Raw genomic sequence first — 19289 nt, forward strand, 5'->3', positions numbered from 1 at the left:
ATCTGTTGCAGGGGACGAAATGGGCAGACAGAGAGACAAAGGACCCGCCTACCTGAAACGGCCGGATCGACGAGGGCGATTCGGCGTGTATGGCGGACGGTATGTGCCGGAAACGTTGATTCCCGCCTTGGAGCGTCTGACTGCCGATTTTGTCGCGGCGTGGCGGGACCGGCGTTTCCGTGACGAATACTCCCATCTGCTGCGGGAATATGCCGGACGTCCCACGCCGCTCACCCATGCACCACGGCTGTCCCAGCGGCTGCGTCGCGGACAGATCTTCCTGAAACGGGAGGATCTTACGCACACCGGATCGCACAAGATCAACAACGTGCTTGGGCAGATCCTGTTGGCCGTGCGACAGCGCAAGCGCCGGGTCACTGCCGAGACCGGTGCCGGGCAGCACGGAGTCGCCACGGCAACTGTCGCGGCACGTTTCGGACTGACGTGCGACGTGTACATGGGTGCTCTCGATATGAAGCGGCAGGCGCCGAATGTCGAACGGATGCAGTTGCTCGGCGCCCGGGTCATCCCCGTTGAGGCCGGGGCGGGAACCCTCAAGGATGCGGCCAGCGAGGCGATCCGTGACTGGGTGACCAATGTCAACGACACGTACTATGTGCTCGGCTCCGTGGTCGGTCCGCATCCCTATCCCTACATGGTGCGCGAGTTCCAGCGCGTCATCGGCCGTGAGGCCAGAGGTCAGTTCCGCAGACTGCTGGGGCGCTCTCCGGACACGCTGGTCGCTTGCGTCGGCGGCGGCTCCAATGCCATCGGGTTCTTCACCGATTTCTTTTCCGACGCCAGGGTTCGCATGATCGGTGTCGAGGCGGGCGGGTGCGGACTACGCTCCGGCAGGCACGCAGCGACATTGTCCGCCGGAACTGTCGGCGTATTGCATGGCTCGATGGGATACCTCCTGCAGGATGATGACGGCCAGGTGATCACGCCGCATTCAATCTCCGCGGGACTCGACTATCCCGGCGTCGGGCCGGAGCATTCGTTCCTGCGTGACACGGGACGGGTTGAGTATTTGGCGGTCACCGACCAGGAGGCGCTGGCGGCGTTCTCACTATTGGCCGAATGCGAAGGAATCCTGCCGGCGCTGGAGTCGGCGCATGCCATCGCAGCGCTGTACCAGCTTCCGCGCGACCCAAGCGGAAAGCGTGTCATTGGAGTCTGTCTTTCCGGGCGCGGCGACAAGGATCTCGGCACGGTGATGGCCGCGCTCGGGGCGGCTCGTTTGGGGAAGTGATGACGGCTGGACATTCAATGACGGACGAGACAACCAGGGGGCGCCCCGGTTCAGTTGGGATCGTCAACTCACGCATCGTGGGGTTGTTCGCCCATGAACCGCCGGTCATCCCATTCCTGACCGCGGGGTTTCCCACGCGGCGCATGTTCCTGGATACGGCGATCGCGGCCCACGAGGCCGGAGCGAAAGCACTGGAGGTCGGCATGCCGTTCTCCGATCCGCTGGCCGATGGACCTGCGATTCAACGTGCCTCGCAGATGGCGTTGAGTGGAGGCACGACCCTGTCGCGCGTTCTGGATTTGGCCGCATCACTGCGCGCGCGCATGCCCATCCCGATCTTTCTCATGGGGTATCTCAACCCGATCCTGCGCTTTGGCCCGGCCCGCTTTGCGGCCGCCGCTGCGGCCGCCGGTGTCGACGGCACAATCATTCCCGATTGGCCGCCCGAGGAGGCCGGGGAATGGATTCGCCACTCGCGAGAACATGGTCTGGCCAATGTCTTTCTCATGGCGCCGACCACGGCCGCTCCGCGTCTCCGCCACATCGACAGGGTGTCCACTGACTTCTCTTATTGTGTCGCGGTGACCGGCGTGACCGGTGCTCGCTCGGGCATCGCCGATTCCACCCGGGAATTCCTGCGCCGCGTCCGACACCTCGCGCGCAAACCGGTGGTCGTCGGCTTCGGCATTGCCGCCCCGGATCACGTACGCGCGTTGGCCGGCCTGGCCGATGGTTTCGTGATCGGGTCGGCCCTCGTCCCATTGTTGGAGGATGGTCCTCCGCGAACGCGCGCGGCGGCGGTCGGACAGGCGGTGGCGCGTCTTGTCCGTGCGGCGCGCGGGTGAACGGATGCACAGAAGTGTCAGTGTCCGCAAATGAAGGAGACACTATATGCTCATAGTGATGGACGTCCACGCATCTAATTCTGAAGTCGAAATGGTCTGTGCCGAGATCCGCGCCCTCGGCCTGGTGCCCCACCCGATGCCGGGGGCGCAACGCACCGCGATCGGAATCACCGGCAACAAGGGACCGGTGGAGGCGGCGCGATTCGAGGCCATGCCGGGCGTGCTGCAGGTGATCGCGGTGACCGCCCCCTACAAACTTGTCAGCCGCGAGTTTCGCCCGGACGATTCCGTCGTACGTGTCGGCCCGGCGGCGATCGGAGGCGGACGGTTTGCCGTGATCGCCGGGCCGTGCGCGGTGGAATCGCCGGAGCAGTTGGAGGCTGTGGCGGTTCGGATCAAGGCCGCCGGCGCCCAACTCATGCGCGGCGGCGCCTTCAAGCCGCGCACGTCACCCTACAGTTTTCAGGGGTTGGGCGAGGCCGGGCTGAAGATGCTGGCCGAGGTGCGCGATCGTCACGGACTTCCGGTCGTGACCGAAGCGGTCGATCAGGAATCGCTCGATCTGGTCGCCCACTACGCCGACATGGTTCAGATCGGGGCGCGCAACATGCAAAACTACTCCCTCCTCCGCGCCGCCGGAAGGTGCGGCCGTCCCGTGTTGTTGAAACGCGGCATGGCGGCAACGCTCGACGAGCTTCTGATGGCGGCCGAGTACATCGTCAGCGAGGGGAACCCCGATGTCGTCCTCTGCGAACGGGGCGTGCGCACCTTCGCCAATCACGCGCGGAACACCCTGGATCTCTCCGCCGTCCCTTTTGTCCAACGGCTCAGTCACCTGCCGATCATCGTCGATCCCAGCCATGGGACCGGGATCCGTCACAAGGTGACACCGCTCTCGTGCGCGGCGGCGGCGGTCGGCGCTGATGGGTTGATGATCGAAGTCCATCCCAACCCGGATGCGGCGCTGTCCGATGGCCCGCAATCGCTCGATCTCGGGCAATTCGACCAGTTGATGCAGCGGGTCGCCGCCATCACGGCCGTAGTGGGACGGCGACTCGGATGAGAGACGGACCAGTACGCTGTCCTCCGCTGCAAGGTCGTCATCGGTTTGCTCCGTCTCCGTGGCTTCAAGATCGCCGCTACCCGGCCCTCGTACCGATTTGCCGGGGCAATGAAGATTTGGAGCCCAACCGTGTCAGGGTTTGGTTGAATCGCTACAGCGATCGTGTAAGAGCTTCTAACAGAATGAAGGAAAGATGCCCTCACCCGATCCGCCTGCGGCGGATCGACCTCTCCCCCTCGACTTCGCTCAGGGCAAGCCGGAGGGAGAGGTTAGATTTCCCCTCTCCTCTCTGGAGAGAGGACAGGCTTGCCCTGAGCGAAGTCGAAGGGGTGAGGGGCTGTCACCGGAGCATTCAACATACCAAAGCCTCAACGTACCTTGTGTTCCTCATTGTGTTGGACGCTCCAAGAGAGATCGTCTGGCCGGTCATTAGAAGACCTTGTCCGGTTGTTCCAGCAGCCTCTGGAAACGCGGCAGTTCGCGCAGGGGATCGTAGCGCGGATCGAGACGGAGCAGCGACACAGAAACCAATGAGGGAATCGAGAGCAGGTACTCGATCTGGTCCAAGGCCTGATCGTACTCACCGACCATGATGTAGATTTGAGCGAGATCCGCGACTCTCAGAGGCCCGGTCATCGCATCCCTGGAGACGGGAAGAATCTCTGTTCCCAACTTGCCTTCTTGGATCGCCTCTTGCTTCCGATCCAGGCCGGCGTACGCAAGACCCAACGCTCCGTGTACGCGGTGATCATCAGGCCGCTCTTTGAGTTCGTCCTCCAAGATGACACGGGCAGAGTCGTAGCACCCTCGGGCGCGCGCCGGTTCGCTCATAAGGTCGTAGACCATGGCCCGCAACAGCGTCTTCGGCATCACGCCTTCGTCCTCGAGAGGTAGAGGTCTCGAGGACAAACGTGCCATCTGCCCCAATGCCGCAGGATAGTCCCGTCCCAACCAGTACAGCCATAACCATCCAAAGCGGGTATAGTCGTCATCCTGGTTGGGACTGGATGCCAGCGTTGCACGAGCTGAGCTGGTGTCGCCGCGCCAGAAACAGAAGATCTGAGATTTGGCCACGTATCCGCTGACTTGATCCGGTGCGAGGGCAATTGACTGATCCATCGACTTGATCGCTGGTGCATAATCTCGCAGATAGCGTTCCGTCAACGAAATGTCCTGAGGCAACCAAACGGATCGCGGATTCAGAACGAACGCCCGTTGTAGCTGTTGCACCGCGTCACGCAACTGCCCCTGCCGCCGCCAGATGAAGGCCCGGGCGGAGAGAATATCGGGATCATTGGGGAGGCCGACTTCCGCCGTCGACAGCTCGCGCAGCGCGGCGTCATAGTCTCGAAGACCCCAGTAATAGTAGTAACTCAAAGCGATATGCGCCCAAGGGAGACGCGGCTGCAGAGCCAGCGCCCGGTCAACCGCGGCCTTGGCCAGGCCAAGACGTTCCGGAGTGGCATCGCCCCCTACGCGGTATATTCTGGTATGCACATTGGCGAGCTTGGCATACGCCAGGGCGAATGTGGAATCAAGCTGGACCGCCCGCTGGAACATCTGTACCGCCAACTGGCAGTCTTCACGCGTGAGGTCCGGTCCCCACAGGAGGTCCGACCCCCGCAGATAGGCCTGATACGCCTCCAGATTCCGCGTCGGCATCGCCTCCAAGGCGGCGTGCTCCGAGCCAACGAGCGTCACATCCATCGCCTCAGCGATCCGCGATGCAATGTCCGCCTGGAGGGCAAAGATGTCGGTCAGCGGCCGCTGGTACGTCTCCGCCCAGAGATGGGTGTCATCGGAGACCCGGATCAATTGCGGAACAACCCGCACCATGCTGGTATCGCGGCTCTTGTCCCAGCGGATCGTTCCCTCCAACACGTAGTCGACGCCCAATTCCCTGGCCACCTCTCGCAGCTTCTTCGTCGTGTTCTTGTACTGCATCGTGCTGGTGCGCGAGATCACGCCGAGATCGCGGATCACCGCCAACTTCGCGGTGATTTCGTCGGTGATGCCGTCGGAGAAGTACTCGTCGTCCGACGATCCCAGATTCTCGAACGGCAACACCGCCAGCATCTTGCGCTCAGGAAGAACGCTCCGCCCGGATGGCAGGAGATAACGGGTCACCAGCGCTCCGGCCGCTGCAACGACAGCAACACCCACAACGACCGCGAGTGCCAACTTCCAAGGTCGTCTCGCAGCGACGATTCTCGTGCTGGTGACGCGGCCGGCACCGGTCAAAGTCCGTCGGAGCGCGGTCAGGTCTGTCACCAAGTCCGCTGCTGACTGATACCGCTGGGCGGGATCCTTGGCCAGACACTTGGAGACGATCGACTGCAACTGCTCAGGAACGCCTGTCTTGTATCGCGCCAACGGCTCGGGTGTTTCTGTGACGACGGCATAGGCGATGGCGGTCTCCGTCTCTCCCTCGAACGGTCGCTGCCGGCACACCAGCTCGTACAGGATCACGCCCAGCGAGAAGATATCGCCGCGATGGTCAACCCGCCTCCCCTCGGTCTGCTCCGGCGACATGTAATACGCTGTCCCCATCCGGGTGCCCTTCTTGGTGAGGGTCGTCGCCCCCTTCCACCTCGCCAACCCGAAGTCCGTGATCTTGACCAGACGCTTGGACGTCACCAGGACATTCTCCGGCTTGATGTCACGGTGCACAATGCCATGTTCATGGGCGGCTTGCAACCCCTCGGCGACCTGGATCACCAAATCCAGAATCTCCGATAACGTCAGCTTCTCGTCGCGGGCCAACTCCGGCAGGGATCGCCCCTCGACATATTCCATGATGAGGAAGGCGCGCCCATCGGCCTCGCCGACATCGAGAAACGTCGCGATGTGGGGATGACTCAGCATCGCCTGGGCTTTGGCCTCGTGGATGAACCGCTGCCGAGCTTCCGGATCAGTGGATCGACCGGCGGACAGGAACTTGATGGCAACCTGGCGGTCCAAGTTGGTGTCAGTGGCCAGATACACCTCCCCCATCCCGCCTTCGCCCAGCTTGGCGGTGATCGTGTAATGGGAGATCGTCTGGCCGATCATGGGATCGCCCTGATCAAGAAGTCCCGGCACGATTAAGTTAGCGGGGAGCGCAAGAATCCACAAGGCAGGAGTTCAACGCAGCGACCGTGTGGAGGACGCTGCTGAGCATCGGAGTCAGACCGTTGGTGTTGCGCGCCGCAACACCTGATTGCCAACCGCGCGTAGACCCCGGTTGTCGTGATCTGCCGGCGGTCCAATCCCTGTGGACCCAGGAGAGTTGGACGGCCCGCTCAAGGGAAGATCGCCGGGACCGATCTTCTACTTGTGGAGGGTGCCACCATGTCGGTACAGAAACGTGGTCTCTGGTCGATGGTCTCCGAAGCTCCGCCGGTATTCGTCGGCTTGGCGGGGTCGGTGATCTTGGCGCTGGAGGGGAAGATTCTTCAACCGCTCTTCACGCTGCTCCTCGTCGCCATCCACCGCTACTCGGGACGGTTCCTGTCCCGCGTGTATCTGACCTCCGATGAGGTGGCAGACTGGACGGCGGTCAGAACGTTGACCACGGTCTGCTGTCTGGCCCTGCCGTTCTACCTTGCCGTGACCATGACGTCGCCTTCATAGGTCCGGATCTCACAACGAGGAGCGACAGGAACGCTCACGGGCATCAAGGGCGCCCGGCCGCGGGGCCGGAGTGGAGTTGCTGACGCTCTGGCGCCGATCTCCGTCGCTGTGATCTACCGGTGCCCGAAGGTGCAGGTCGCCGGTCCTGTGGTACAGCCGGGTGGCGAAACCGGGGCGCAGAAAATCACCGTGAGGTGGGTAACGCGCTGACCTGCGCCAGAAAACGCGTGAACAACTCCATCCCCGGCCAGGTCTGCCGCCGCAAGGCACCGTGTCTTTCCACCCATCGGGGCGCCAACGTCAGGGGAATCAGACGCGGCGCGTCGTTCGCCAATTCCGCGACCAACCTGGCCAGCGCCGCCGAGATCGGCTGCGGCATCGGCACCTTCATGATCGGATTGTTGATCGGATCGACGCACCACGCCGCCGGCGACGTCACGTTGTGTTCCCGGCAGGCCGTGGGACGGTGAGGATGGATGCCGCAGGACTCGTCGACCAGAAAGGGACAGGGAATCCCCAGAGCAAAGTAGTGCGGCGCGACTTCGAGGGCCCGCTCATCATCGTAATTGTCGGAAAGAAACAGTTCCACAAGACGGGCAGCGACCAGACGCTTTTCAGCCGTTTGAAACCGCGACAGTACTTCGTGCCGACTCGCTTCCGCCCACGTCTCAATCCGGTCCATCAGATAGAAACACTCAGGGGCCGAAAGGGCGACCATTTGCCGGCAACAGGCCCCGCATTTGGCCCGGCAGGAGATCGCCCGCCCCGCTTTCTGTTCACGGCGACTCGCCAAGGCGACCGTGATGTCTGTCAATTCGAGCGCCAGGGGAACCAGATCCCCCAACGACATTGGCCCCGGGTCGATGTGAACCGTACCCCTAATCTCGCCGTCAGGCGTCGAAATCGAGACTCGCACAGCCACCGCCCCGCCCGGTGATTCCGGTGCCTGATTCGTGCTCTCGCCCATGGTTCCCCCGCTGCGGATCACAGCATTCCCGGCTACGATTAGCGCGCGGCGAGATCATCGTCAACCGAAATCCATACCGCGGAGAAAGCGCTTCACTCGCGACGCACCGCCCGCCGGAGCGCCTGATCTGACACCCCGGCATGGCAGGTTGCTGGAAGACACATGGGAGTGGTCCCTCGCGCCCATTTGTCATCCCGAGTCCGCCCATGGCGGACGAGGGATCTGCTGTTTCTCCGATGAGAGGAAAGCAGATTCTTCGCCCCGCCAGAGAGCGGCGGGGCCCAGAATGACATGGATGGTCCTTTGTCAGCATCCCGCTAACACAATGAGCGGGCGAAGGAGCTCCCCGATCCGTCCTCCGGACGCCGTGCCTGCCGGCAGGCAGGGATCGAGCTCTAACAGGCTGCTGAAAAACACCATAGGAAGCCTTGAAAACGGGTCTGTCATGCTGAGCGAAGCGAAGCATCTGCTTCCCCTCCCCTATGAAGAAACAGCAGATTCTTCACCCCGCCGAAGAGCGGCGGGGTTCAGAATGACAGTGTCGGATGGTTTTTCAGCAACCTGCTAAAGGAAGAGCGGACTGTCTGACCACCGACGGGACGAAGAAAACAATACTATTTCAGAATACTATACCTATATGCTCGACGCCGCTTAATGCTCGACAGGGGCGGCGTGGCTGTATTTCTTAATCACGTAGTCGCATCCCTCCGCCGTCACAGATCGACGCGCCGCGGAGATTGGTACTCCACAGGCCGCAGTCCAAAGCCAAGGAGGTGTCTCATGCGAAGCAGGAGATTCAATCTCATGACTGCCTGCTTGTCGCTGGCCGGTTGCCTTGTCCTGAGCACGTCAACGACCCACGGACAGGGATTGTGTTATTTGCCGGCCGTCAACTACGCCCCGGGAGATGGTCCTCACTCCGTCTTTGCCGCCGATCTGGACGGAGATGGAGATGCCGACTTGGCAGTCGCGAATGACAACAGTGGCACCGTCTCTGTGCTGGCGAACAACGGAGATGGCACTTTCGCGGATGCGGAGGACTACGCAATTGGGGGCGGTCCCACCTCGGTGTTCGCCGCGGACCTGGATGGGGATCTCGATCTTGATCTGGCAGTGGCCAGAAGCCAGACCGACAGTGTCTCGGTGCTGAAGAACCACGGCGACGGGACCTTCGCCGCAGCGGTCAACTACTCCGCCGGCCACAATCCTTACTCCGTGTTTGCTGCCGACTTGGACGGAGATGACGACGCGGATTTGGCTGTGGCCGACATAGGTTCCCTGTTGATCTCTGTGCTGATAAACGGCGGCAACGGGACTTTCTCTCCCCCCGTGACCTACGGGGCTGGGGAAGGACCCATTTCTATCTTCGCGGCCGACTTGGACGGGGACGACGACGCCGATTTGGCGGTGGCGAATGAGAGCGGATACGACGTGTCCGTGCTGAAGAACAACGGGGATGGGACCTTCTCTGCAGCAACTTCCTACGGAGTTGGCAGTTTCCCGTCCTCGGTCTTCGCCGCCGACGTCGACGGGGATCTCGATGCCGACTTGGTCGTGGCCAACTACGGCACCGACGATGTCTCGGTGTTGGAGAACAATGGGGACGGGACCTTTGTCGCGGCGGTCGGCTACGGGGCCGGAGACGGTCCGCGTTCGGTCTTTGCCGCCGATTTGGACGGAGATCTCGATACCGATCTGGCAGTGGCCGATAGTCTCGGCGACGACGTTTCCGTACTCAGGAACAACGGAGATGGCACGTTTGCCGCGGCGAGTAGCTACGGAACCGGAAACGTCGCTGCTTCAGTCTTCGCCGCCGACTTGGATGGCGAGTATGATTTGGACCTGGCCGTCGCCAACTTCTTTGAGGACAATGTCTCCATCCTGCTGAGTTGCGCGTGTCCCTGCCCATGTCACGCCGACCCGATCTGTGACGGCTTGTTGAACATCGTGGATGTGATCGTCGCCTGTGAGGTCGGCTTCCGCGGGTGGCGCTGACGGGACTGGTCCTGCCGCTGGAAATTCGCTCGGTCACGGGAGGCGCGTTCATCGCCAATTCCTTTGACTACCAGGCCATCAATCGCCTGGCAGCCAGCGGCGTGGCGCAGCATGTCGCCAGGCAATTCTTCCCCGATCCTGAGGTCGCCAATGAATGTAGCGGGCCCGTCTCGCAGATGTACAGACTCCCCGGCTCCGCTTCCGGCACGTTCTTTGCCAGCCCGAGCGCCATCATGTGGTCGGGAGTGAACTCCACCGAGCCCTGTCTCGCTGCCGGCTCAGACGGTGTGCCGGGGAGCGGATCACCCTCGCTCCTGCTCACCTTCGACGTCACCGCCGCCAGCGGCGAATTTGAGATCGACACCTGCTGTGTCAGACCGGCCAACCACCTGGCCTATGGGATTTGCGGCACGTACGATTGTCTCTTGCCGGCGTTCACCAAGGGCGTGATCACGATTGCCTGCCATTGCCCATGCTGGGCGGATCCCCACTGCGACTCCATCCCCAATGTTCAGGACGTGGTTGCCACCGTCGACGTCGCCTTCCGCGGCGGTACGCCGACCTTTGATCTCTCCTGCTGGAAAGGCAACCCGGCCGAGCGCACCGACCTGAGTTGCGACGGAGTATCCACAGTCATCGACGTTGTTCGCATGGTGGACGTGGCGTTTCGGGGGTATGATCCGGCGACGCGGATCTGCGATCCTTGCCTCTGCGATCCCTACCCGACGAGTTGTCCGCCTCTACCATAGCGATCAACGGACAGTGAGCACGGCACGCGGGGCATCCTGACGGTCGGATGCCCCGCGTCCAAATGACAGCCTATCGCAGGACAGTACCGCTCACCCGTACGTGAATCGCGGGCATCGTCACATGCCGATTCCCAGCACCCTCTGAACGAGTGACCGAACGCAGCTCACTGCACTTCGCTCCTCTGGCCCGCTGCGATCACGGGCATCCCAGCGGTGCCAGGATTCCAGGATTGCTGTACGATCCGGGCACCATGCGCGGCCCGACCGGCACGCCCGGTGCGGCCGGCAAGTCCGATTCGATCTGAAAGTTCAGTGTGCAGTCCGTTCCCAGAGAGCCGCAGACGTAGGCCTTGATACTGGCATGGAATCGCAGAGGTCGAAGTTGATGCAGAGATATTCACCCGCTTGGTCAAAGTCCGGCATCCACCAGAACGCTCGCGTCGCTGAGACGAAGGCCGTGTTCCGGGGGAGCGGGCAGGTGTAGAAATGCTGCGGACGATCATCCGGATCGCTGCCGTCCAGCGCGAACGTCAGGATCGATCCCTCGGTGATCGTCTTGTCGCCGATCGGGGAAAGACAAGATGAAAATCGTCATCTTGGCGGCGAAGACACCCATATCGTCGGGATGCTCGAGTGCCCCAAAAGTACAATCCCGCGCACAGGATGAGGCGGTCAGATGAGAGACAGTGCCGGCCTCAGAGTGTCGTCTGATGACGTTGCAGGGATCACTGTCGTTGTCATCTGCCAATGCCACAGCGCCCGCCGGGTGATGAGCTGTTGGCAAGATGAGGAGACTCACACATATTGACGCCGGAGGTGCTGTCGTTGGCAGCGCGGGACATTCTTCTGCTCGGCAACCCGAAGCTGTATTTGCCGTCCGAACCCGTCACCCGGGAGGAAGCCGATTCCCTTCGGCCTGTCGTGCAGGACTTGCACGACACACTGATGGACTTCCGACAGCGATGGGGTGCGGGACGCGCGATAGCCGCTCCCCAGATCGGCGTCAGGAAGAGACTGGTCTATATGTGCATCGATTCCCCGGTCGTGTTCGTCAACCCGCGCCTCGAGAATCTCAGCGAGGAGCGGTTCGAACTCTGGGATGACTGCATGTCGTTTCCTGATCTGTTAGTCAAGGTTGAACGGCACCGGCGTTGTCGGATCATCTTCCGTGACCTGGAATGGAAAGAGCACTCGCTCACGGTCACCGATGCCTTGTCCGAACTGCTCCAACATGAATGCGACCACTTGGATGGTATTCTTGCCATTGACCGTGCCATTGACCGGCGATCTCTCGCCTACCGAAGCCAGCGGGCGTTCTTGGCAGATGGTGGGCCAACGAGATGATGCCCCAGCCACACTCTCCGTGAGGGCCGCCTGATCACACGGCCTTTGCCACACTCCGCCCAAGCGCCTGATCCGCGCGCTGCGACATGGTCCCGTCGGCATCCCCTGTCGAGAACAAGGGCGGCGATCAGTCACCACGAATGGCGAAGGGAGTGGATCGAGATTCGACGCCCGATGCGAGGTGCGCAGGGCTGCGACCCACGAGACTTGGTCCCTTTGCTGTCGTGTCACCTCACGGCGCGCAGGGATCGCAGTACTCGGTTGCCTTGCTCGCTCCTCGGAAGGCGACGTTCACCATTTTGACCACGTCCTGCACCGTGGACACGCCGTCGCAATTCACGTCGGTCTGCTCACGCGGACAGAGTGGATCAAAGATCGGCGCCGCGCCACGGAAGGCGACATCGACCGTCTTCACGACGTCTTGCACATTCGGCACGCCATCGCACTGCGGATCACCGTGGCAGGGACACTGGCACGGTGGCGGCGCGCAGTTGATCAGCACGGAGATGTTGTCGCCGTTGTTGTTGGCCACGGCCAAGTCCCATGCGCCATCCCCGTCGAAATCGGCGGCGATCACCGAAGTGGGTTCATCCCCGGCCGGGAAGTTCACCGCCGTCGTCACGAACGTCCCATCCCCGTTGTTTTTCAACACCGAGACGTTGTTGCTGTTGCCATTGGCCACCGCCAGGTCGGCATCGCCATCGCCGTCCAGATCGACGGCAAAGACCGAGTAGGGGGCATCCCCGGCCGCGTAATTCACCGCCGTCTCAAGACAGAAATCCTGTGCCTGGGCGGGCGCCGACGAGATCGCACATGCGACGACAGTCACAATGACCGCTGCTGCCAACGGTACTGCCTTGGACTTACGCATGATCACCTCCAGTTGTGGCGTTCGTGAGAAGTAATGTCAGTTCGTGACAGGCGGCACCAACAGTGATAAGATAGCCCAAGGCGTTCTGCGTCAAGCATAAGTCGTGGGCCGAACAGACCAGAATGCCTGTCCTCCTGAAGCCCACGAGGAAATGACAGAAGGACAGGCATTCCCGCATATGCGCGCCGGCCTACGGCGCGCAGGGGTCGCAGAATTCCGTCGCCTTGTTGGCACCACGGAATGCCACGTTCACGGCCTTGACAACGTCCTGGACCGTCGTGACGCCATCGCAGTTGACGTCTATCTGCTCACGCGGACAATTCGGATCAAACACGGGTGCGCTGCTGCGGAAGGCCACGTTCACCGTCTCCACCACGTCCTGGACATTCGCCACACTGTCGCACTTCGGATCGCCGTGGCGTGGGCACACACCCTGACAGGCATTACCGAGGTGCTGATAAATCGTCGGACGATCCGGTGAGGCACGGCACGGCTCCGCCCGTCGGTGCAGAACCGGCAGCGGGATCGATGAATTCGCGATCGACGTGACTACCCGGTCGGCCCGGCTGACGTGCCGACAGGAATCTCGCAACCTGACGTCCGGCCACGAATTGCGACGCGGAGCTATAGAACTGGTTTGAGCTCAAATTATGTCGTTTGAGATCAAACTATCGCCCGATGTCTGCGTATAAGGGATAATGGCGCCGCGACACGGCAGCAGAAGTTCACATGTCCGGTCTTGATTGATTGCACCGGACGTGTTTCGAAACGAGCACAGCCCCATGATCCCAAAACGACGCAATCCCGCATCCACCGTGATTTCTGATGGTCCGCATCTCGACGAAGTGCTGGACTTCATGCGCACGCTATGGGCCGTGGATCACGGGCTCCGTTCGCTCTCCAAGGACATGAGGAACTGCCTGGGAGTGACGGGACCGCAGCGACTGGTGCTTCGCATGCTCGAACGCTTCCCCGCTTCGAAGCCGGGCGATCTGTCGGTCCTGCTGCATCTTGACCCAAGCACGTTGACGGGCATCCTGAAGCGCTTGGAGCACCGCCGCCTTCTGTCGCGGATTCCAGATCCGACCGACGGCCGCAGCGCACAGTTGAGGCTGACTGCCCGGGGGGGCGCGTTCTCCCCACCCCGTCGTGGAACCGTAGAGGATAGCGTGCGTCGCACGTTGGCAAAGCTCCCGCCGTGGAAGATTGAGGCGGCAAAGCAGGTACTGCAATCCCTGGCAGATGATCTCCAGAACACCGTCGCTCAGAGGAAGGGGAAACGAGTTTGACGTTCGTTTTCGAACCGTGGCGTATGGGCCTTGCTGCGGCGATCGTGGTCGCCTCGTGGCCAGCCGGCATTCTCCTCCGCAGACTCCTGAGGAACAGGATCGGCAGATGGGCGTCACGGACAGAATCGAAGGCCGATGATCTTCTTATCGATTCTCTTCGCCGCCCGATCGTCGGATGGTCGATCCTGCTCGGCATATTCGCCGCTATCAAAGTCGCGGGCGTGCCGGCGGAGTGGGCTCATCTGAGTGACAAGGCCATTCTCATCATCTTCGTGGTGTCGGCGACATTCTGGCTCGCCAACTTCGCCTCCGGTTTGCTCGCGCTTGCGTCCACAGGAAGGGACGGCGATGCACTGCCGGTTGCCGGCGTGGTGCAGAATGTCATCCGGTTCGCGATTCTGGTCACAGGTACAATCGTACTTCTGGGTACTATGGGGATCTCCATCACTCCGATTGTGACCACCTTGGGTGTTGGCGGGCTTGCTGTGGCCCTCGGGCTTCAGGAAACGCTGGCCAATGTCTTCGCAGGCATTCACATCACGATGGCCAAGAACATCCGGGTGGGGGATTTTGTCCGACTGGAATCGGGAGAAGAGGGGACAATCGAAGATATCGGCTGGCGGACCACTCGGGTGCGGATGCTGCCCAACAACGTCGTTCTTGTTCCCAACAGCCGACTGGGGCAAAGCGTGGTCACCAACTATGAATTGCCCTCCAAGGATCTGGCCGTGCTGGTGCCCGTTGGAGTGCACTACGGCAGTGACCTTGGCCACGTGGAGGACGTGACTTGCGACGTGGCGCGTGAAGTCATGCAGCAGGTCCCGGGGGGAGTGCCCGAATTCGAGCCGTTCATACGGTACAACGCGTTCGGCGAATCCAGCGTGGACTTCACCGTCATTCTGCGGGGACGGGATTTCGTGTCCCGATACTTGATCATGCACGAGTTCATCAAGCGTCTCCATCATCGGTATAACCGGGAGGGAATTGTCATTCCCTTCCCGATCCGTGCTCTCAACTTTGACCAGGAAAAGAGCGGATCGGTTCAAATGGGCTTCGAACCGGCCCATGAGGTCCGCATGGGGCGCACGAACGACGAGACTAAGAGCGCGGAGGAACGGTGAGGGAATCCCGGCTGGCTCGTTTTGTCTCGGAGGTCGCCGGTGATTGCCGGATCGTCGTCGTTTCCAACCGTGAGCCCGTCATTCATGATTACTCGGACAGCGGGATACGGACTCTTCGCCCCGCCAGCGGCATGGTGACCGCTCTCGAGCCGATCATCCGCGCGGTGCGGGGGAAATGGGTGGCTCATGGGTCCGGCACTGCCGACCGGCAGGTTGTGGATGCCCATGACCGCGTCGGCATTCCGAGGTCCAATCCGCAGTACACGCTGAGACGCGTCTGGCTGTCTCAGGAGGAGGAAGTCGGATACTACTATGGAATCGCCAACAGTGCCATTTGGCCGATGTGCCACATCACGTTCACCCGTCCGCAGTTCGCCCGACTCGACTGGGACACCTACGGCGCCGTGAATCAGAAGTTCTGCGACGCGGTGCTCGAGGAAGTCGGCGACGAGAAGGCCATCGTTCTCATCCAGGATTTCCACCTGGCGCTCCTGCCTCGCCTGCTGCGGATGCAGCGACCGGATCTGACGATCATGCTGTTCTGGCACATTCCCTGGCCCAATCGGGAGGCCTTTCGGGTGTTCCCCTGGGGCGAGGAGCTGCTGGACGGGCTGCTCGGCAGTGATCTTCTGGGCTTCCACATCCAGTATCACTGCAACAATTTCCTCGACACCGTCGATCGCGGCATCGAGGCGAAAGTGGACTATGAGAACTTCAGTGTGGTCCGCGGCGGCCGATCGACGGTTGTGAGGCCCTTTCCGATCAGCGTCGACCTGGATCAGATTCACGAGGATGCGCAGTCGGCGGCGACGCTGCGCCGTCTCAGTGAGTTGCAGTCGAATCACGATCTGGAGACAGGGCGCGTCGCTTACTTCGTCGGCATGGACCGCATCGACTACACCAAGGGGATCCTCGAACGCTTGCAGGCGTTCGAGCTCCTGCTGCGGCGCTCTCCCAAGCTGCGCGGAACAACGAGCTTCCTGCAGTTTGCCGCGCCCAGTCGCACGCAAGTCGGCGCCTATCAGAAGCTCAACGAACAGGTCGTCGCGCTGGTTGAGGAAATCAACAATCGACATCAGCGCGATGATTGGCTGCCCGTCCACCTCCTGCGCGCGCACCACGACTACGACACCGTCCTCGCCGCCTACCACATGGCGGATGTGCTGGCGGTCACTTCGCTCCACGACGGGATGAACCTGGTGGCCAAGGAGTTCGTGTCGTCCCGCTGGGACAACCGGGGCGTGTTGATGCTGTCTCGCTTCACCGGCGCGGCGCGGGAACTCGACAGCGCCCTGTTGATCAACCCCTACGACATCGATGAACTCGCAGACTCCATGCAGCAGGCGCTGCAAATGAACAGAGAAGAGGCCGTGACGAGAATGGAAAAAATGCGGGAAGCCGTCAGAGATCATGACATCTACGCGTGGGGCGAGCGCATCTTCTATGAACTGAAACGGATTCAGAGAGGATGGTCGCCGTGACACGCTCTCCGGTTGCGATCTGGGTCTTCGACTTCGACGGCACGTTATCGGAGATCGTGGCGGACCGCGAGGCCGCGGTCCTTCATCCCGACTGCCGTGAGCTGCTCGTGGAACTGACTGCCGATGACACCAACACGGTCGCGATCATATCGAGCCGCTCACTGGAGGACTTGAGGCGGCGTGTGCCGTTGCCGAGAATTATCTTGGGAGGGTCCAGCGGGCTCGAATGGCGGATGCCCGACGGGACAGTTCTGTCGCCGCCGGCGGCGATGGGAGAGAGACTGGAGCAGTCCCGTAATCGCCTGGCTCGCGCCTTGAAGCCATTGCAGCGCGTCCCCGGATTGGAGATCGAAGACAAGAAGTGGTCGCTGGCGATTCACTTCCGGCACGTGGACCCGTCCGCACACGAGGAGATCTTCGCCATACTGGAGAGGGTTGCTACGACACCAGGAATCAAGATGCACCGCGGTCCGCGGGTCGTCGAAGTACAGGCCCTGCTCGGAATGGACAAGAGCACGGGGCTGCAACGGCTGATCCGAGCCACGCGCGGGACCTCGGCCGGCGCCAGGATTGTCTACGCCGGTGATGATGAGAATGACGCCACCGCCATTCGGTGGACCCTGTCGCAGGGGGGGATGGGCTTCATCGTCGGGGATTCGATCCAAGTCAGCGGCGCCACGCGCGTGCCCGATCCGCCCTCGTTGGCCGCGGCGATTCGATCGGTGCTGCTGGAGAAGGCGAGTGTGAGATGAGGGAGCGTGCCAACAGCGCAACTGCACCGCCCTTTGCCGTCATGGACTGCACTCTGCTTCTGCGCATGAGCGGTCTTCCGCCGGCCTACAACATGAGGGATCTGAGTGATCGAATCGCATCCTGCAGCGACGACACCCTGTACCACCACTTCTGCGAGACGCTGCTGCGACCGACGTTTGATGATCCGGACTATCGGAACGATTTCGCCGTCTGGGCCAAACAGGGATTGGGCGATCCGGTGTTGGCCGAACAACTGGGAATCATCGATCCCTACAGTTTTGCTTCGCTGACGGAGCTGCGGGCCCACGTCCACGAGATCATCGAGGAGCGGCTGGCCGAGGTCTCACCCTGGGCACCGACCGCCCGTCCGGGATATGAATTCCGCTTCACTGAAGCCACCATTGTTGTGTTCGATACGGGCGAACGCGTGCGGCGGCCACACGACCTGCCCCGGAGCATCGCCCGCATGAGCGACGGGAGCATCTACTTTCACTTCCTGGAAGCCCGTCGCCGACCGCCGCGCCAGATGGACGATTTTTCCGCGTGGCTGCGGGAATACCCGGGGGACTGGGCGCGCCATTTGCAGGCGATTCAAGGCATCGACGTTCACTTCCACAGTCTGCCCACGATGCGGCGGGCGCTGGCCGATTCACTGCTGGGATTGCCGGACACATGATGGACAGAACGCTTCAAGACTACACGGAGATCGCCGGCGGCGCCACGATTCGCCAGCTATCGCAGTTGGGAGAGCGTCTCTCCGGGGCGCGCGTCGTCCATGTCAACTCCACACAGACCGGAGGCGGGGTGGCCGAGATTCTCGGCTGGATGGTCCCGTTCATGCGCGAACTCGGCCTCGATGCGCGCTGGGAGGTCGTGACCGGGCCCCAGCGTTACTTTGAGATTACCAAGATGATCCATAACAGCTTTCAGGGCCAACCCGGAGTGATCAGCAAGAAAGACTGGAAACTGTACCTGGAAGTGAACGAGGAAAACGCCGCCCGGCTGCGGGACGTGCTCCGCGATGCGGACTTCGTGATCATCCATGATCCCCAGCCCGCCGCTCTGCTCCACTTCACGCGCGACCGCATCGGGAAGTGGATCTGGCGGGCGCACATCGATCTCAGCAACCCCAACCATGAGAACTGGAAGTTCTTCCGTTCCGTCGTCGCCGGGTACGATGCCAGCATCTGCTCCATCGTGGACTTCGCCCGGTCTCTGCCGCATCGGCAAGTGATCGTGGCTCCCAGCATCGATCCGCTGAGCGAGAAGAACCACGAGCTGGCCCAGTCCGAAGTCGCTGCCATGAGAACGGCACACGGGCTCGACCCCGACCGCCCGCTGCTTGTGCAGATTTCCCGGTTCGACCGATTCAAGGATCCACTCGGTGTCATCAGGGCCTATCAACTCGTGAAGCATACGTACCCGGTGCAGTTGGTCCTTGCCGGTGGCGGCGCGGACGATGACCCGGAGGGCGATGTCGTCCTGGAAGAAGTGATGGAAGAGGCCAAGAACGATGCCGACATCCATGTGTTGAAACTCCCCAGCGGTGCCGATCGTCAGGTCAATGCAATACAGCGCGCCGCCGACATCATCCTCCAGAAGTCCACGCGCGAAGGGTTCGGCCTCACGGTCACCGAGGCCCTTTGGAAGGGCAAACCAGTGATCGGCGGCGACACCGGCGGCATCCGCCTGCAGGTCATCAACTACCACACCGGCTTCCTCGTGTCCACGCCGGAAGGCGCGGCCCATCGGATCCGCTACCTATTGCATCATCGGGACATGATGTCCCAGATGGGGCGTACCGGACGCGAGTTCGTGGGCAGCAACTTCCTTCTGACGCGTCACCTGCGCGAGTATCTCACGCTGCTGTTGGCCCTCAAGCGAGGTGATGGGCAGCGCATTCTCTACGTCTGACGGCTGCGACGGGCGGAGCACGTAATCGTGATC

18 protein-coding genes are annotated in these 19289 nt (G+C 61.8%); 14 read left to right on the forward strand and 4 right to left on the reverse strand.

Annotation, left to right across the window (positions count from 1 at the left end; genetic code table 11):
• Positions 1 to 19: 19 nt before the first annotated feature.
• The 3 genes from trpB to aroF are packed head-to-tail and all read left to right on the forward strand — an operon-like array spanning position 20 to position 3160.
• Positions 20 to 1252: a tryptophan synthase subunit beta gene (trpB, locus tag AB1792_07690; GenBank protein MEW5702092.1), complete on the forward strand. Its 1233-nt coding sequence runs from the start codon at positions 20 to 22 to the stop codon at positions 1250 to 1252.
• A 17-nt stretch (positions 1253 to 1269) separates the two neighbouring features.
• A complete protein-coding gene (trpA, locus tag AB1792_07695) occupies positions 1270 to 2097 on the forward strand; it encodes a tryptophan synthase subunit alpha (GenBank protein MEW5702093.1) in 828 nt (275 codons plus the stop codon).
• 46 nt (positions 2098 to 2143) lie between these two features.
• Positions 2144 to 3160 (forward strand): 3-deoxy-7-phosphoheptulonate synthase, encoded by a 1017-nt coding sequence (aroF, locus tag AB1792_07700; protein ID MEW5702094.1) that lies wholly within the window; start codon positions 2144 to 2146, stop codon positions 3158 to 3160.
• Positions 3161 to 3589: 429 nt separating this feature from the next.
• Here the strand turns inward: aroF and AB1792_07705 are convergent, their stop codons facing one another.
• Positions 3590 to 6211 (reverse strand): protein kinase, encoded by a 2622-nt coding sequence (locus AB1792_07705; protein MEW5702095.1) that lies wholly within the window; start codon positions 6209 to 6211, stop codon positions 3590 to 3592.
• Positions 6212 to 6490: 279 nt separating this feature from the next.
• Between AB1792_07705 and AB1792_07710 the strand changes: the two genes are divergently transcribed.
• Complete coding sequence (locus tag AB1792_07710) at positions 6491 to 6772, forward strand: hypothetical protein (GenBank protein ID MEW5702096.1); 282 nt, start codon at positions 6491 to 6493, stop codon at positions 6770 to 6772.
• A 184-nt stretch (positions 6773 to 6956) separates the two neighbouring features.
• Here the strand turns inward: AB1792_07710 and AB1792_07715 are convergent, their stop codons facing one another.
• The gene (locus tag AB1792_07715; protein ID MEW5702097.1) at positions 6957 to 7739 is read right to left on the reverse strand and encodes a YkgJ family cysteine cluster protein; all 783 of its coding nucleotides are present in this window, start codon (positions 7737 to 7739) and stop codon (positions 6957 to 6959) included.
• Positions 7740 to 8519: 780 nt separating this feature from the next.
• On the opposite strand from AB1792_07715, the gene AB1792_07720 reads away from it, so the two are divergent.
• The 4 genes from AB1792_07720 to AB1792_07735 all read left to right on the forward strand — a co-directional run bounded on the left by AB1792_07720 (position 8520) and on the right by AB1792_07735 (position 11827).
• Positions 8520 to 9734, forward strand: a complete 1215-nt coding sequence (locus tag AB1792_07720) for a VCBS repeat-containing protein (protein ID MEW5702098.1) — start codon at positions 8520 to 8522, stop codon at positions 9732 to 9734.
• Positions 9725 to 10483, forward strand: coding sequence for a hypothetical protein (locus AB1792_07725; protein ID MEW5702099.1), 759 nt, complete (start codon positions 9725 to 9727; stop codon positions 10481 to 10483). Before AB1792_07720 ends, AB1792_07725 begins: the two co-directional genes overlap by 10 nt.
• Before the next feature lie 149 nt (positions 10484 to 10632).
• Complete coding sequence (locus AB1792_07730; GenBank protein ID MEW5702100.1) at positions 10633 to 10788, forward strand: hypothetical protein; 156 nt, start codon at positions 10633 to 10635, stop codon at positions 10786 to 10788.
• Between the two features lie 499 nt (positions 10789 to 11287).
• On the forward strand, positions 11288 to 11827 hold the full coding sequence (locus AB1792_07735; protein ID MEW5702101.1) for a peptide deformylase: 540 nt from the start codon (positions 11288 to 11290) through the stop codon (positions 11825 to 11827).
• 232 nt (positions 11828 to 12059) lie between these two features.
• Here AB1792_07735 and AB1792_07740 read toward each other — a convergent pair whose 3' ends face one another.
• Both AB1792_07740 and AB1792_07745 read right to left on the reverse strand, forming a co-directional pair.
• Positions 12060 to 12698 carry a VCBS repeat-containing protein gene (locus AB1792_07740; protein ID MEW5702102.1) on the reverse strand — a complete coding sequence of 213 codons (639 nt, stop codon included), beginning with the start codon at positions 12696 to 12698 and terminating at the stop codon, positions 12060 to 12062.
• Between the two features lie 190 nt (positions 12699 to 12888).
• Positions 12889 to 13092 (reverse strand): hypothetical protein, encoded by a 204-nt coding sequence (locus AB1792_07745; GenBank protein ID MEW5702103.1) that lies wholly within the window; start codon positions 13090 to 13092, stop codon positions 12889 to 12891.
• A gap of 388 nt (positions 13093 to 13480) precedes the next feature.
• Here AB1792_07745 and AB1792_07750 point away from each other — a divergent pair, with 388 nt between their 5' ends.
• Genes AB1792_07750 through AB1792_07775 form a run of 6 tightly spaced genes read left to right on the forward strand, consistent with a single transcriptional unit; the run spans position 13481 to position 19256 of the window.
• Positions 13481 to 13987, forward strand: a complete 507-nt coding sequence (locus AB1792_07750; GenBank protein MEW5702104.1) for a MarR family transcriptional regulator — start codon at positions 13481 to 13483, stop codon at positions 13985 to 13987.
• A 23-nt stretch (positions 13988 to 14010) separates the two neighbouring features.
• Positions 14011 to 15108 (forward strand): mechanosensitive ion channel family protein, encoded by a 1098-nt coding sequence (locus tag AB1792_07755; GenBank protein MEW5702105.1) that lies wholly within the window; start codon positions 14011 to 14013, stop codon positions 15106 to 15108.
• A complete protein-coding gene (locus AB1792_07760) occupies positions 15105 to 16589 on the forward strand; it encodes a trehalose-6-phosphate synthase (protein ID MEW5702106.1) in 1485 nt (494 codons plus the stop codon). The genes AB1792_07755 and AB1792_07760 overlap by 4 nt, the downstream gene beginning before the upstream one ends.
• Positions 16586 to 17341 carry a trehalose-phosphatase gene (otsB, locus tag AB1792_07765; GenBank protein MEW5702107.1) on the forward strand — a complete coding sequence of 252 codons (756 nt, stop codon included), beginning with the start codon at positions 16586 to 16588 and terminating at the stop codon, positions 17339 to 17341. Before AB1792_07760 ends, otsB begins: the two co-directional genes overlap by 4 nt.
• Positions 17338 to 18018 (forward strand): DUF5752 family protein, encoded by a 681-nt coding sequence (locus AB1792_07770; GenBank protein ID MEW5702108.1) that lies wholly within the window; start codon positions 17338 to 17340, stop codon positions 18016 to 18018. Before otsB ends, AB1792_07770 begins: the two co-directional genes overlap by 4 nt.
• On the forward strand, positions 18018 to 19256 hold the full coding sequence (locus AB1792_07775; protein MEW5702109.1) for a glycosyltransferase: 1239 nt from the start codon (positions 18018 to 18020) through the stop codon (positions 19254 to 19256). Before AB1792_07770 ends, AB1792_07775 begins: the two co-directional genes overlap by 1 nt.
• The last annotated feature ends 33 nt before the right edge of the window (positions 19257 to 19289 follow it).

The sequence above is a fragment of the Candidatus Zixiibacteriota bacterium genome, from assembly GCA_040752595.1.
GTDB lineage: Bacteria > Zixibacteria > MSB-5A5 > WJJR01 > WJJR01 > JACQFV01.